This is a genomic window from Pseudomonas sp. LP_7_YM, assembly GCF_004364435.1.
Taxonomy (GTDB): Bacteria; Pseudomonadota; Gammaproteobacteria; order Pseudomonadales; family Pseudomonadaceae; genus Aquipseudomonas.
The window spans coordinates 733634-747714 of sequence record NZ_SOCT01000002.1 but is presented as its reverse complement, the minus strand read 5'-3'; the positions used below and the strand labels follow the sequence as shown (position 1 = coordinate 747714).

General features: G+C 58.8%; 12 protein-coding genes. 5 read left to right on the top strand and 7 right to left on the bottom strand.

Going from position 1 to position 14081, the window contains the following annotated elements:
* Window positions 1–127 precede the first annotated feature (127 nt).
* On the bottom strand, window positions 128–610 hold the full coding sequence (locus EC915_RS08495) for a GAF domain-containing protein (protein WP_133750075.1): 483 nt from the start codon (window positions 608–610) through the stop codon (window positions 128–130).
* Window positions 607–1500, bottom strand: a complete 894-nt coding sequence (locus EC915_RS08490) for an ATP-binding protein (RefSeq protein ID WP_133750074.1) — start codon at window positions 1498–1500, stop codon at window positions 607–609. Before EC915_RS08490 ends, EC915_RS08495 begins: the two co-directional genes overlap by 4 nt.
* A gap of 102 nt (window positions 1501–1602) precedes the next feature.
* On the opposite strand from EC915_RS08490, the gene EC915_RS08485 reads away from it, so the two are divergent.
* Window positions 1603–3924 (top strand): response regulator, encoded by a 2322-nt coding sequence (locus EC915_RS08485; protein ID WP_133750073.1) that lies wholly within the window; start codon window positions 1603–1605, stop codon window positions 3922–3924.
* A 49-nt stretch (window positions 3925–3973) separates the two neighbouring features.
* Here EC915_RS08485 and EC915_RS08480 read toward each other — a convergent pair whose 3' ends face one another.
* Together EC915_RS08480 and msrB are read right to left on the bottom strand one after the other, a co-directional pair.
* Window positions 3974–4459 (bottom strand): glutathione peroxidase, encoded by a 486-nt coding sequence (locus EC915_RS08480; RefSeq protein ID WP_133750072.1) that lies wholly within the window; start codon window positions 4457–4459, stop codon window positions 3974–3976.
* Window positions 4460–4545: 86 nt separating this feature from the next.
* Complete coding sequence (gene msrB / locus EC915_RS08475; protein WP_133750071.1) at window positions 4546–4944, bottom strand: peptide-methionine (R)-S-oxide reductase MsrB; 399 nt, start codon at window positions 4942–4944, stop codon at window positions 4546–4548.
* A 194-nt stretch (window positions 4945–5138) separates the two neighbouring features.
* Here msrB and EC915_RS08470 point away from each other — a divergent pair, with 194 nt between their 5' ends.
* A complete protein-coding gene (locus EC915_RS08470) occupies window positions 5139–6350 on the top strand; it encodes a pyridoxal phosphate-dependent aminotransferase (protein WP_133750070.1) in 1212 nt (403 codons plus the stop codon).
* Window positions 6351–6541: 191 nt separating this feature from the next.
* Window positions 6542–7429, top strand: coding sequence for a protease HtpX (gene htpX / locus EC915_RS08465; RefSeq protein ID WP_133750069.1), 888 nt, complete (start codon window positions 6542–6544; stop codon window positions 7427–7429).
* 111 nt (window positions 7430–7540) lie between these two features.
* On the opposite strand, the gene EC915_RS08460 is transcribed toward htpX, so the two are convergent.
* The gene (locus tag EC915_RS08460) at window positions 7541–8197 is read right to left on the bottom strand and encodes a thiopurine S-methyltransferase (RefSeq protein WP_133750068.1); all 657 of its coding nucleotides are present in this window, start codon (window positions 8195–8197) and stop codon (window positions 7541–7543) included.
* Between the two features lie 104 nt (window positions 8198–8301).
* Between EC915_RS08460 and EC915_RS08455 the strand changes: the two genes are divergently transcribed.
* A complete protein-coding gene (locus EC915_RS08455; protein WP_133750174.1) occupies window positions 8302–9069 on the top strand; it encodes a class III extradiol ring-cleavage dioxygenase in 768 nt (255 codons plus the stop codon).
* 446 nt (window positions 9070–9515) lie between these two features.
* Here EC915_RS08455 and EC915_RS08450 read toward each other — a convergent pair whose 3' ends face one another.
* The gene (locus tag EC915_RS08450) at window positions 9516–11192 is read right to left on the bottom strand and encodes a DEAD/DEAH box helicase (protein WP_133750067.1); all 1677 of its coding nucleotides are present in this window, start codon (window positions 11190–11192) and stop codon (window positions 9516–9518) included.
* A 418-nt stretch (window positions 11193–11610) separates the two neighbouring features.
* Entirely contained in the window at window positions 11611–12366 is a 756-nt protein-coding gene (locus EC915_RS08440; RefSeq protein WP_133750066.1) for a spermidine synthase, read from the bottom strand.
* A 281-nt stretch (window positions 12367–12647) separates the two neighbouring features.
* Here EC915_RS08440 and EC915_RS08435 point away from each other — a divergent pair, with 281 nt between their 5' ends.
* On the top strand, window positions 12648–13994 hold the full coding sequence (locus EC915_RS08435) for a class II 3-deoxy-7-phosphoheptulonate synthase (protein WP_133750065.1): 1347 nt from the start codon (window positions 12648–12650) through the stop codon (window positions 13992–13994).
* Window positions 13995–14081 lie beyond the last annotated feature (87 nt).

The following is a 14081-nucleotide window of genomic DNA, read 5'->3' as shown; positions in this document are numbered from 1 at the left end:
CGAATGACCCAGAACCACCGCCACGTAATCAGCGGCTGTCACTCATGTCCATCAGCAGGCACACTTGCACCACCGCTGACACTTGAAACCTGCTGCTGCCAAAGCTGCTGCAGGTCATCATCTTGTATCAGCAATCGCTGGCCGCTAGAAAAATCGCTGCCAGGGCCTCAATCCCTGCCTGATCCGCCTCGCTGAAACGCCCGAGACTTGGACTGTCCAGGTCCAGCACACCGATCAACTTCCCGTCCTTGACCAACGGCACGACCAGTTCGCTGTTCGACGCACTGTCGCAAGCGATATGCCCGGGAAACTCATGCACGTCCATTACACGCCGGGTTTCACGGCTTTGCGCCGCAGCGCCGCAGACGCCTCGGCCGAATGGAATCCGCACGCAGGCTATCTGCCCCTGAAACGGCCCCAGGACCAGTTCTTCGTCGCGGTTCAGATAAAAGCCGGCCCAGTTCAGATCATCGAGCTGGGTATAGAGAAACGCAGAAAACTGCGCAGCGTTGGCGATGAAATCACGCTCATCGGCCAGCAAAGACTCCAGCTGTGCAGCCAGCAGGCGGTAGCCATCAAGCCCCGCGCCTGCTGCTTTCAAATCGATCATGAATGTTGCTCCAGCATTTTCAAACCTACCCAATAACGGGCGAACTGATAGGCACAACGACCATTACGGTTGCCGCGTCCTGTCGCCCAGCGTATGGCGAGGATGTCGAGTTCATGGTCACGCTGCCATTGCAAACCGGCTTTGGCGGCCAATTCGCCGATCCAGTGCTCCACCACGTTCAGAAAATGTTCCTGAGTGAATGGATAGAAAGACAGCCACAGGCCGAAACGGTCGGACAGGGCAATCTTGTCCTCGACCGCCTCACTTGGATGAATTTCGCCGTCTTCACCGCGCTGCCAGTGAGCGTTATCGCTTTCTTTCTCGGGTACCAGGTGGCGGCGGTTGGATGTGGCGTACAGCAGCACGTTGTCCGGGGCCTGCTCCAGCGAGCCGTCGAGCACGCTTTTGAGTACACGGTAATCCCCTTCACCGGAATCGAACGACAGGTCGTCGCAGAACAGCACGAAGCGTTGCGGCAACTTCTGCAGCTGCTCGACCACCCGGGGCAAGTCGCCCAGATGATCGCGTTCGATCTCGATCAGACGCAAACCGGCCTTGGCGTGCTCGGCCAGCAGCGCGCGAACCAGCGACGATTTGCCGGTGCCGCGCGAGCCCCAGAGCAAGGCATGATTGGCGGGCAAGCCGTCGATGAACTGCTGGGTATTGCGACCCAGTTGCGCGCGCTGTTGATCAACGCCTATCAGGTCGGACAGGCGCATGTCCAACGTGACCTCCAGCGGCATCAGATAGCCGGTACGCCCCTCGTGCACCCAACGCGCGGCCAGTGATTTATCCCAGTTCACCGGCTCACGCAGAGCGGGCAAAAGGGGCTCAAGTCGCGCCAGAACCGATTCGGCGCGCTCCAGAAATGCGTTCAATCGAGAATCCACGATTTCTCCCTGATTTAACTGGTTAAAGCCGGTGTGCGATCGGCTATGCTTGGCCCGCAATGGACACAAGAAGTGCAAGTGCCCGACGGATCAAGCGCCCTTATGGATATACGAATCCCCCACCGACTGTCGTACAAACAGGCCCGTCTGACGGTTCTGCTTGGTTTCCTGCTGGGAACCCTGTTCAGCCTGGCGCAAATTGCGATCGATTATGCCAGCGAAAACGCCTCCATCGATCGTGAAATTCGCTCATTGCTGCAAATCAGTCACAACCCCGCTTCGCGTATCGCCTACAACATTGATGCAGAACTCGCGCAAGAGCTGACTTCCGGCCTGCTGCACTCTCCCGCCGTGGTCGGCGCGCGCCTGATCGACAACAACAATGTACAGCTGGCAGCCGTATCACGGCCGCTCACCACCAGTTCGTATCGTATGCTTAGCGACTCGCTGTTCGGCACCAGTCGTCAGTTCGAAGACGTCTTGTACCTGGACCACAGACCCAATGAAACGATTGGCACGCTGCAACTGGACGTGGACACCTTTGCCTTCGGCAGTCACTTCCTGCAGCGGGCGGAAATCACTCTGATCAACGGCTTCATTCGCAGCCTGGTATTCGCCGGCATTCTCATGGGCCTGTTTTATCTGACGCTGACCAAGCCCCTGACCGGCGTGATTAGGGCATTGTCCAGTCGCGACTCGCGCAGCCCCACACAAACCCCGCTGCCCTGCCCGCCCGGTCATGAAAACGACGAGATCGGCGTGCTGGTGCAGGTCACCAACCAGCAGTTCGATAACGTCGCCCATGAATTCGGTCGCCGCCGCGACGCTGAAAACCGCCTGACCGAACACCTCAACGAACTGGAAAACGTGGTGTCTGCCCGCACTCAGGAGCTCAAGGCCAGCAACGCCCGCCTCAGCCAGTCCAATAAGGAACTGGAAATTGCCCGCAGCACGGCGCTGGACATGGCCAATGCCCGTTCGGCGTTTCTGGCGCACATGAGTCATGAGATCCGTACACCGCTCAACGGGCTGCTGGGCATGTTGGCGCTGTCGCTCGATGGTCCGCTGAGCGCCGAACAGCGCCAGCAACTGGCTATCGCTCATGACTCGGGCAAGGTGCTGGTGGAATTGCTTAACGACATCCTGGACCTGTCGAAATTCGACGCCGGGCACCTGGAGTTGGAGCGTATTGCATTCGATCTCGCCACCTTGGTCGAGGACACTGCCAATCTGTTATCGCAGAACACCGCCCCCAGTGTCGAGCTGACCTGCCTGATCGATCCGCGCTTCCCTTCCCTGGTGCTGGGCGACCCTACCCGGGTTCGGCAGATCGTCAGCAACCTGTTGTCCAACGCGCTCAAATTCACCCGGGCCGGACGTGTCGACATTCGACTTAGTCAGCTCAACGGGAGGGTGCGCATCGAGGTCTGCGACACCGGCATAGGGATCGCGCAGGAGGCACAGGCGAAAATCTTCCAGCCATTTACCCAGGCCGAAGCGGCCATCACGCGCCAATACGGCGGCACCGGACTAGGGCTGACACTCACGCACAACCTGTGCAATGCCATGAATGGGCAGTTGAACATCGAGTCCATAGCAGGGGTGGGCAGCCGCTTTTACACCGACCTGCCGCTGCCGGCCCATACGTCGGCGCCCGTCTGGCCGGCGCTGACGGGCCGTGTGGTGGTGGCAAGCGCCAAGGACAGCGGCCTGACGGAGTTGTTGAGTCGCCTGCTCCCGGAATGGGGCATCGACTACTGGCCTTTTTCGGCTGATGACCCGCAACCGGAGGCATACGACCTGCTGATCAGCGACTGCCCGGAATGCCTGGCAGGCATCCGCCCGGGCACGCGCATTCCCATCCTGCTGGTCACCGCTTACGGTAATTTCATGCCCGGCGAACAGGTGGTGGCATTGGCGCCGCTACAGCAGCAGGCCCGGCCGTTGTCGCGCAATGTTCTGCATCAGGCCCTTGAGCGTGTGTTGCGCGTTGATGGAGCGCTTGAGGGTGAACACTTGCCGAGCCCGGAACCGGTGGCCCATCGCGCACGCATTCTGCTGGTCGAAGACAACCCGGTGAACCAGCTGGTGGCCAAAGGCATGCTCAGCAAGCTGGGTTGCGAAGTGGTGGTCACCAGCCATGGCGGTGAAGCGCTGCAACAATTGGAGCGCAACCCATTTGATCTGGTGCTGATGGACTGCAACATGCCTGTGATGGATGGCTATGAGGCCACACGCCTGATTCGGCAGACCGGTAAATGGCCGAACCTGGCCATCATTGCCCTGACCGCCAATGCCATGCCCGAAGAACGCGAACGCTGCAAGAATGCGGGAATGAACGACTATCTGGCCAAACCCTTTCATCGCGAGGAACTGGTCAGCCTGCTGGATCAGTGGGCTGCCGGGCCAAGCATCAAGCCATAGAGTGCAAGCTGACAGTCGGCGCGCCCTTGCGGGTCGCGCGCCACTGCTCTTACCTGAGCAAGGCTTCGATGTCCGATGTCAACGCTTGCGGTTTGGTCAGCGGCGCATAGCGCTTCACCAGCTTGCCGTCCCGGCCAACGAGGAATTTGGTGAAGTTCCACTTGATGCTTTCAGAACCCAGCAAGCCCGGTGCCTGCCTCTTCAACTGCACGAACAATGGATGGGCCTGATCGCCGTTGACATCGACCTTCTTGAATAATGGAAAACTTACCCCGTAATTCAGCTCGCAAAATTCCGAAATAGCGCCTTCATTACTTGGCTCCTGCTTGCCAAACTGGTTGCACGGGAAACCTAAAATCACGAGGCCACGATCCTTGTAGCTCTGCCACAACGCTTCCAGCCCTTTGTACTGGGGCGTGAAACCGCACTTGCTGGCAGTGTTGACCACCAGCACGGCCTTGCCCGCGTACTCCGCGAGCGTCTTTTGCTCGCCTTTGATGGTCTGCACCGGGATATTCAGCAAATCTTCGCTCATGGCGATGCCTCGGGAAGGGTCAAGTTGCCCAATTAGCGCGCCCTTGATTAGCGCGCCATCCAATTATGCGCAGTGATATCCGGGCATCAGATCTGGCGGGGCACCAGGTCCAGACACACCGAGTTAATGCAATAGCGCAGGCCGGTCGGCTTTGGACCGTCGGGAAACACATGGCCCAGATGCGCGTCGCATTTTGAGCAAACGACTTCGGTACGGATCATGCCATGACTGACGTCCCGCACCTCCACCACTGCACCGCCCTCGATAGGCGCATAGAAGCTTGGCCAGCCGCAGCCTGAATCGAACTTGGTAGTGGAATCGAACAATGCTTCATTGCAGCAGATGCAGTGATAAACACCCGCAGTCCTGGTGCTGTTGTACTTGCCGGTGAAGGGCCGTTCAGTGGCTTTGAGGCGGCAGACGTTGTACTGCTCCGGATCGAGCATCTGTTTCCATTCTTCGAGGGGTTTTTCCAGCTTTTCCACGGGTACACCTCCACAACTGAAAAAGCCCGAACTGTGTCTTTTCCACGGATCGGGCGGCACGTATGATTGCGCCTTCGTTAGACGCCAGTCTGTCACCGGCCTTCCAGGCATACAAATTCATTTTGATGGCGTCGTGCTCAGCGGTCCGACTTTTTCAGCGCACAGCGGATCGTCCATTTTCAGGATCAATCACCATGCAGTTCAGCAAATCGAACAAGCTCGCCAACGTCTGCTACGACATTCGCGGGCCCGTGCTCAAGCACGCCAAGCGTCTGGAGGAGGAAGGCCATCGCATCCTCAAGCTGAACATCGGCAACCCGGCACCCTTTGGTTTCGAGGCGCCGGACGAAATCCTGCAGGATGTGATCCGCAACCTGCCGACCGCTCAGGGCTACAGTGACTCCAAAGGTCTGTTCAGCGCTCGCAAGGCAGTGATGCAGTACTACCAGCAGAAACAGGTCGAAGGCGTCGGTATCGAAGACATCTACCTGGGCAATGGCGTCTCCGAGCTGATCGTGATGTCGATGCAGGCGTTGCTCAACAACGGTGACGAAGTGCTGGTGCCAGCGCCGGATTATCCACTGTGGACCGCCGCTGTGGCGTTGTCCGGTGGCAGCCCGGTGCATTACCTGTGCGACGAACAGGCTAACTGGTGGCCGGATCTGGACGATATCAAGGCCAAGATAACGCCCAATACCAAGGCCATGGTGATCATCAACCCCAACAACCCGACCGGCGCCGTGTACTCCGGAGAAGTGCTGATGGGCATGCTGGAGATCGCTCGCCAGCATAATCTGGTGGTGTTCTCCGACGAGATCTACGACAAGATCCTGTACGACGATGCCGTGCATATCTGCACCGCTTCACTGGCGCCGGACCTGTTGTGCCTGACTTTCAACGGCCTCTCCAAATCCTACCGGGTGGCGGGCTTCCGCTCCGGCTGGATTGCCATTTCCGGCCCGAAACACAATGCCCAGAGCTATATCGAAGGCATCGACATTCTGGCCAACATGCGGTTGTGCGCGAATGTGCCGAGCCAGCACGCGATTCAGACTGCGCTGGGCGGCTATCAGAGCATCAACGACTTGATCCTGCCACCCGGACGCCTGCTGGAGCAGCGTAACCGGACCTGGGAGCTGCTCAACGACATTCCCGGCGTCAGTTGCGTGAAGCCGATGGGTGCGCTCTACGCATTCCCGCGGATCGATCCGAAAGTCTGTCCGATCCACAACGACGAGAAGTTCGCGCTGGATCTGTTGCTTTCGGAAAAGCTGCTGATTGTCCAGGGCACCGCCTTCAACTGGCCATGGCCGGACCATTTCCGCGTGGTCACTTTGCCGCGTGTGGATGATCTGGAACAGGCGATCGGCCGGATCGGCAACTTTCTAAAGTCGTATAAGCAGTGATGCTGCTGTTGTAGGAGCCGGCCCACAACAAGCCAGCTCCTACCGTCCCAGTCCCGATCCAATAGCCCGTAATTACTCTGCCAGCACCACACGACACAGTTTGAAATAGTCGCCCGGTTGAATACCCAGCGGCATCCCCTTATATACCCCGCAACACGTTACACATTCTTCACGAGGAGAGATTCCAGACCATGATGCGCATCTTGCTGTTTTTGGCCACTAACCTTGCGGTCGTGCTGATTGCCAGCATTACCCTGAGCCTGTTCGGCTTCAATGGGTTCATGGCGGCCAATGGGGTCGACCTCGACCTCAATCAGCTGCTGATTTTCTGCGCCATATTTGGTTTCGCCGGCTCACTGTTCTCGTTGTTCATCTCCAAGTGGATGGCGAAGATGAGCACCGGTACCCAGATCATCACTCAACCGCGCACCCGCCATGAACAGTGGCTGTTGCAGACCGTAGAACAACTGTCGCGCGATGCTGGCATCAAGATGCCGGAAGTCGGAATCTTCCCCGCGTACGAGGCTAACGCCTTCGCTACGGGATGGAACAAGAACGACGCGCTGGTGGCTGTCAGTCAGGGCCTGCTTGAGCGTTTCTCGCCTGACGAAGTGAAAGCCGTGCTGGCCCACGAGATCGGGCATGTTTCCAACGGCGACATGGTGACCCTGGCCCTGGTACAAGGCGTGGTCAACACCTTCGTCATGTTCTTCGCACGGATCATCGGCAACTTCGTCGACAAGGTTATCTTCAAGAACGAAGAAGGCCGTGGTATCGCGTTCTACATCGCGACCATTTTTGCCGAAATCGTACTGGGCTTCCTGGCCAGCGCCATCGTCATGTGGTTCTCGCGCAAACGCGAATACCGTGCCGACGATGCCGGTGCCCGTCTGGCGGGCACCGGGGCGATGATCAGCGCCCTGCAACGCCTGCGCTCGGAACAGGGCGTCCCGGTGCAGATGCCCGAGAGCCTTACCGCGTTCGGCATCAACGGCGGCTTGAAGCATGGCCTGGCCGGTCTATTCATGAGCCATCCGGCACTTGAAGACCGTATCGACGCTCTGCGCCGTCGCGGCTGATTCTGGAAGGGGTTAAAAAGAGGGTGACATCAGTCGCCCTTTTCTTTTGTCTGAAAACATTGATCGATGGCTGATCGATCTTTCTAGTGAAAGCGACCTCCAGGATCGAAGTCAACGTCGATACATACGATAAGCGCCCTCTATCAGACGTGCAGCGCCAGCCTTTTTGAATTTCTCGCTCTGCTCAAGCACGTCCCACTCACTCACTTTTTTCAGTCGCCACTGCACAGACAACAACTGCTGTACCTCATTTTCATCCACTGAAAAAGGCGGCCCGGCGACCTGCATTTGTTCGTACTCCAGCGTGATCAACAGACCGCAAGCGTCCTTGGCCATTAACCGATTGATCTGTCCGACATACTGCCAGCGCATCTGCGCAGGCAATGCGATCAGCGCCGCCCGATCATAGAAAGCGCTACATTCACCAATGTCGCGGGCCTTGAGCGCGAAAAAATCACCACACCAGATCTCGCAGGCCTCGTGGCGGTAGACGTTGAAGCTGCCACGCTCCTCGATAGAGGGCGTCAAGCCACTTTCGCTAAACCACGCAGCGACGGCTTTTTCTGAAAGCTCAACGCCCACCACCTGCAGACCTTGACGCAGAAGCCAGTGCAGGTCGATGGTTTTGCCGCACAAAGGTACGAACACCCGCGCACCCGGTTGCACCTTCAACTCGGGCCACAGCGCCATCAGATACGGACTCACCTCTGATTGATTGAAGCCAATCTGATTGATCGCCCAGCGTTCATGCCAAAACTCTGGCTCCATAAAAACTCCTGATTCTTCGATCAAAGGGCACGAAAACTTATATTAGATTGCGATTGATGATCTGACTGATCATGACCCGTATCTTAATGCTCAGGACAACCAACATGTTCCCCAGCCTGTTCATATCTCATGGCTCACCGATGCTCGCGCTGGAACCCGGCCCGAGCGGCCCGGCACTGGCACATCTGGCGGCAGAACTGCCGCGGCCGAAGGCCATCGTGATCGTTTCGGCGCACTGGGAAAGTAACGACCTGCTGGTCAACGGCAACCCACAGCCGGAAACCTGGCACGACTTCGGCGGCTTTCCTGCGGCGCTGTTTGCTGTCCAATACCCTGCGCCGGGCGAACCGGAAATGACACGGCGTGTAATGGAAATGCTTGCAGCCGCCGACCTGCCCGCCCGCATGGATGGCCGCCGGCCTTTCGACCACGGGGTTTGGGTGCCGCTTTCCTTGATGTACCCCAATGCCGATATTCCAGTCGTACAGATTTCACTGCCTTCGCGCATGGGCCCTGCCTTGCAGACACGTGTAGGCCAGGCCCTGCGCAGCTTGCGTAAGGAAGACGTGCTGATCATCGGCTCCGGCAGTATCACCCACAACCTGCGTGAGCTGGACTGGCACGCCGGGCCGGAAAGCGTCGAGCCGTGGGCGTTGGCTTTCCGCGACTGGATGGTCGAACACCTCGCCGCCGACGATGAGGACGCGCTGCACGACTATCGCCGCCAAGCGCCAAGTGCCGCACGCAACCATCCTTCCGACGAGCATCTGCTGCCGCTGTATTTCGCCCGCGGCGCAGGGGGTAAATTCAGCGTGGCACACCAGGGTTTCACCCTGGGCGCACTGGGGATGGATATTTACCGATTTGGTTGAGTGAAGCTCAGAGGCCCTCTGCCAGCGGCTTGAAGCGCTGCGATATCGGGTTACAGCGGCATCGTTGACCACGTTTCATGCACCCGGCAATTTCCCCGACCCTAAGCTGGATGAGGCAAGGAGTGCCGCGGCTCATGGGCAGCGTGGACGAAATCCAGCGAACCCGAACCAGTGTGTCGCTGGTCCATCCCGAAGGACGGCAGAGGGCTGTGAAGTTTGATGACGACTTGAAAGATCCTTTGGAATAGGAGTAGCCGCTTTTTCGTAGAAGGCTCCCCAACGATCCTGCTTCATGAGCAGTCTGGAAAAAATCTCTCGAATACGTGGCCTTTGCAGATAGGAAGTCCATGACTGTTTTGTAGCTTGATAAGCAACCAAATCCCAGCCAAAAAAAATCCCCGAACCAGTCGGGGATTTTTTATTCAGACGATCAGCTCAGCTGCCGATCAGTCTTCGCGATAACGACGCAGCTTAAGCTGCTTGCCGGCAACGCGAGTGTCTTTCAGCTTGGCCAGCAGACGCTCGAGGCCATCTTCCGGCAGCTCGACAAGACTGAAGCTGTCACGTACCTGGATGCGGCCGATGGCTTCGCGAGCCAGGCCGCCTTCGTTGAGGATGGCGCCCAGCAGGTTCTTGGCAGCGATGCCATCACGGGCACCCAACGCAGTACGGCAGCGAGCGCGGCCTTCAGCCAGCGGCATCGGTGCGCGACGCTCACGATCACCACGATCAGGACGGTCGCCCGATGGACGATCAGCACGATCGCCACGCGGCGCGCTGTTCGGCACCAGTGGACGTTCCTTCTCGATGGCAGCCAGGGTCAGTGCCTGACCGTTGGTGGCCTTGCGCAGCAGCGCGGCAGCCAGTGCACGCGGGGTGCAACCGATGTCAGCAGTCAGACGGTCCAGCAACTCACCATGGCTCGCTTCAGCATCGGCAACCAGCGGCGACAGACTGTTGGTCAGTTTCTTGATGCGGGCATCGAGAACCGCTTGCGAATCCGGCAGGCGAACTTCGGCGACCTTCTGACCGGTCACACGCTCGATCACTTGCAGCATGCGGCGCTCACGCGGTGTTACCAGCAGCAACGCACGACCTTCGCGACCGGCACGACCGGTACGGCCAATACGGTGAACGTAGGACTCAGGATCGTACGGCATGTCCACGTTGAAAACGTGAGTGATGCGCGGAACGTCCAGACCACGGGCAGCGACGTCGGTCGCAACAACGATGTCCAGACGACCGTCCTTGAGCGAGTCGATGACGCGCTCACGCTGGTTCTGGGCGATGTCGCCGTTCAGCGCAGCGGCCTTGTAGCCTTTGGCTTCCAGCGCGCTTGCCAGATCCAGAGTGGCCTGCTTGGTGCGTACGAACATGATCAGGGCGTCGAAATCTTCGACTTCCAGCAGACTCAGAACGGCAGAAGTCTTCTGGTCAGCGTGAACCAGCAGGTGAGCCTGCTCGATCGCAGTGACGGTCTGAGTCTTGGTCTGGATCTTGACGTGCTGCGGATCACGCAGATGGCGCTCGGCAATCGCCCGGATCGACTGCGGCAGGGTGGCCGAGAACAAAACGGTCTGACGGGTTGCTGGCAGTGCCTTGAAGATGACTTCCAGATCGTCCATGAAACCGAGTTTGAGCATTTCGTCGGCTTCGTCGAGAACCAGGTGGTTCACGGTCGCCAGCACTTTTTCGTCACGACGCAGGTGGTCACACAGACGGCCCGGGGTAGCGACGACGATCTGAGCGCCGTTACGGATGGCTTTCAGTTGTGGGCCCATCGGCGCGCCGCCGTAGACCGCAACGACGGTAACGCCCGGCATTTGCTTGGCGTAGGTTTCGAAAGCGGTTGCTACTTGCAACGCCAACTCACGGGTTGGCGCCAGAATCAGGGCTTGCGGCTCGCGCTTGGCCGGGTCGATGCGATGCAGGATTGGCAGGGCGAACGCGGCGGTTTTACCGGTACCGGTCTGTGCCTGGCCGATCATGTCCTGGCCAGCCATGATGATCGGGATCGACTGCTGCTGAATAGCCGAAGGCTCTTCGTACCCCGTCGCGGCGACGGCAGCAAGAATATTCGGATTAAGATTAAAAGCGGCGAAGCCGCCGGTTTCCTGGGTCATGGGTCTGCCTCTGAGTGCATCCGCAAAGACCCATGCTTCAAAGCTGCGCGTGCCGTGTAAGACCCTAGAGTCACCCTGGCTGCTTTGTCGGCGGGGATTTGCGAAAACGTATTGATGAATGGATCGTCAAGGGTAGTTCGTAACCGAACCGGCTTGTGAAGAAGGCTTCGCAAACCCATACCGTGACGAGGGCCCTATGAAAGGCCGGCGCGCACTATACCGGAATTGCTGAAAAAAGTGAGGATTTTTTTCAGCTAAAGGACACCTTGCGGCCATCTGCCACAGGCTTCGCGCAAACCCGTGCCGCTGGCCAGTTTCCGGGAGCCCGGTATGCCTGACGCTCAGAGCTTAAACGATTCATCTAAAGAGTCCTTATGGACGCTCGTCCAATGAGACCAGCGGGCGCTGAACTCGCCGCTCAGCTCGCCGGACGCACAGCCCTGATCAGCGGCAACAGCGAGTAACCCAATTGCGGCGCAAGGACCTCAGCACGCGCAATCAGCGCATCCTTGTCGAGCATTTGGTCCAGGTCGGCAGGCACGATGAGAATCACGTTGCCCTCCTTCACCGGCAGCTCCCAATAGTGGCGGTGATACAGGCCACGCAGCAATGCTGCACCCAGTGGTTTGCCGTCGTCCGAGGCCCATTGGTTGATGATCAGCCAGCCGCCCGGGTTCAGCCGCTGCTGGCACTTTTCCAGAAAGCCCCACGCCAGATGCCCCACTGCCGGACCGGTATCGTTATAAAGGTCAACGAAGATCAGGTCGGCACTTTCGGCCGTCGGCAGTAAATCCAGCGCGTCGCCGATACGGATGTACAGCCTCGGGTCATCAGACAGGCCCATGTATTCCATGGCCAGACGTGGCACGTCCGCACGCAGTTCGATGGCTTCGACGTCATCCAGAGGCAGAAACTTCAGGCACGCCTGGGTCAGTGTGCCAGCGCCCAGCCCCATGAACAATGCGCTTTGCGGTGCCTCATGGCACAGCGCGCCGATCAGCATGGCGCGGGTGTAGTCATACTCCAGCCATGCTGGATCGGCGGTGAACGTGCAGCTCTGCTCGATGGCATCGCCGAATTCAAGAAAGCGGTAATCCTCCACTTCCAGCACGCGGATCACGCCAAAGTCATCGTGAACTTCAGCCAGCACGCGCTCTACACGCTCCTCGGTCATTGCTGTTCTCTTGCCATTGTTCGCTGTTGGGGCTAACGCTATAGAGGACGAATTCATCGCGAAGTGCTCTACAGACGATGATGAGGCATTGCCTGCCGGCCAATCGCGAATGAATTCGCTGCCACAATAGCCTGCGTTGCGGAGTAGCTCAGTGGCATCGAGCACATGCAGGTCCACTTCGGGAAACGCGGATTGTCGGCCAGGCGCCCCCCGCAGGTCACGCAAATTATCGAAATGAACTGCTACCATGGCCGCCCGATCGCGTTCACACAGAGTTCACCATGAGCCAAACCTGGAGCCCCGACAGCTGGCGGAGCCTGCCCATACAGCAACAACCCCGATACCCTGACGCCGCGCATGTGCGGCGTGTCGAGCAGACGCTGGCCGGTTATCCGCCACTGGTGTTCGCCGGTGAAGCGCGGGAGTTGCGTCGCCAGTTTGCCGAGGTCACCGAGGGTCGCGCGTTTCTGCTGCAAGGCGGCGATTGCGCCGAGAGCTTCTTCGAGTTCTCCGCCGCGAAAATTCGCGACACCTTCAAGGTGCTGCTGCAGATGGCGATCGTCATGACCTTCGCCGCAGGCTGCCCGGTGGTCAAGGTCGGGCGCATGGCCGGTCAATTCGCCAAACCTCGCTCTTCGAACGACGAGACCGTGGACGGGGTGACCTTGCCCGCCTACCGCGGCGACATCATCAACGGTATCGGTTTTGACGAGAAAAGCCGTGTACCGGACCCGGACCGCCTATTGCAGGCCTACCACCAGTCCACAGCGACACTGAATCTGCTGCGCGCATTCGCGCAGGGCGGCTTTGCCGATCTGCACCAGGTGCATCAGTGGAACCTGGACTTCATCGCAGGCTCCGCGCTGTCGGACAAGTACAGTCAACTGGCCAATCGCATCGATGAAACCCTGGCATTCATGCGCGCCTGCGGCATGGACACCTCGCCGCAACTGCGCGAAACCAGCTTCTTCACCGCACACGAGGCCTTGCTGCTCAATTACGAAGAAGCCTTCGTGCGCCGTGACAGCCTGACCAACGATTTCTACGACTGCTCGGCGCACATGCTCTGGATCGGCGACCGCACACGTCAACTGGACGGCGCGCATGTCGAGTTTCTGCGCGGGGTGAAAAACCCGATCGGCGTGAAAGTTGGTCCGAGTATGAATACCGACGACCTGATTCGCCTGATCGATATCCTTAACCCGGACAACGACCCTGGGCGCTTGAACCTGATCGCCCGGATGGGGGCGAACAAGGTCGGTGATCACCTGCCCGGCCTGATTCGGGCGGTAGAGCGCGAAGGCAAGAAGGTGTTGTGGAGCTCCGACCCGATGCATGGCAACACGATCAAGGCCAGCAGTGGCTATAAGACCCGCGACTTCGCGCAGATTCTTGGCGAAGTGAAGCAGTTCTTCCAGGTCCATCGGGCAGAAGGCACATACGCTGGCGGCATTCACATCGAAATGACCGGGCAGAATGTCACCGAGTGTATCGGCGGCGCGCGTCCGATCACCGAAGACGGCTTGTCGGACCGCTACCACACCCATTGTGATCCACGGATGAACGCAGATCAGTCGCTGGAGCTGGCGTTTTTGATCGCCGAAACGTTGAAGCAAGTGCGCCGCTAAAAAACGGTAGCAACGCTTGCCCGCGAACATCGTGTCAGCCGAGCGATGACTGTCGACTGCAACGACTTATCGCGGGCAAGCGCATGT

Bases quoted from the DNA above. Each gene is read 5' to 3' on its own strand.
- EC915_RS08470 (WP_133750070.1), top strand. From the start codon at position 5,139: ATGCAGTTCAGCAAATCGAACAAGCTCGCCAACGTCTGCTACGACATT.
- EC915_RS08460 (WP_133750068.1), bottom strand. From the start codon at position 8,197: ATGGAGCCAGAGTTTTGGCATGAACGCTGGGCGATCAATCAGATTGGC.
- EC915_RS08440 (WP_133750066.1), bottom strand. From the start codon at position 12,366: ATGACCGAGGAGCGTGTAGAGCGCGTGCTGGCTGAAGTTCACGATGAC.
- EC915_RS08480 (WP_133750072.1), bottom strand. From the start codon at position 4,459: ATGAGCGAAGATTTGCTGAATATCCCGGTGCAGACCATCAAAGGCGAG.
- EC915_RS08495 (WP_133750075.1), bottom strand. From the start codon at position 610: ATGATCGATTTGAAAGCAGCAGGCGCGGGGCTTGATGGCTACCGCCTG.
- EC915_RS08450 (WP_133750067.1), bottom strand. From the start codon at position 11,192: ATGACCCAGGAAACCGGCGGCTTCGCCGCTTTTAATCTTAATCCGAAT.
- EC915_RS08485 (WP_133750073.1), top strand. From the start codon at position 1,603: ATGGATATACGAATCCCCCACCGACTGTCGTACAAACAGGCCCGTCTG.
- EC915_RS08455 (WP_133750174.1), top strand. From the start codon at position 8,302: ATGTTCCCCAGCCTGTTCATATCTCATGGCTCACCGATGCTCGCGCTG.
- htpX (WP_133750069.1), top strand. From the start codon at position 6,542: ATGATGCGCATCTTGCTGTTTTTGGCCACTAACCTTGCGGTCGTGCTG.
- EC915_RS08435 (WP_133750065.1), top strand. From the start codon at position 12,648: ATGAGCCAAACCTGGAGCCCCGACAGCTGGCGGAGCCTGCCCATACAG.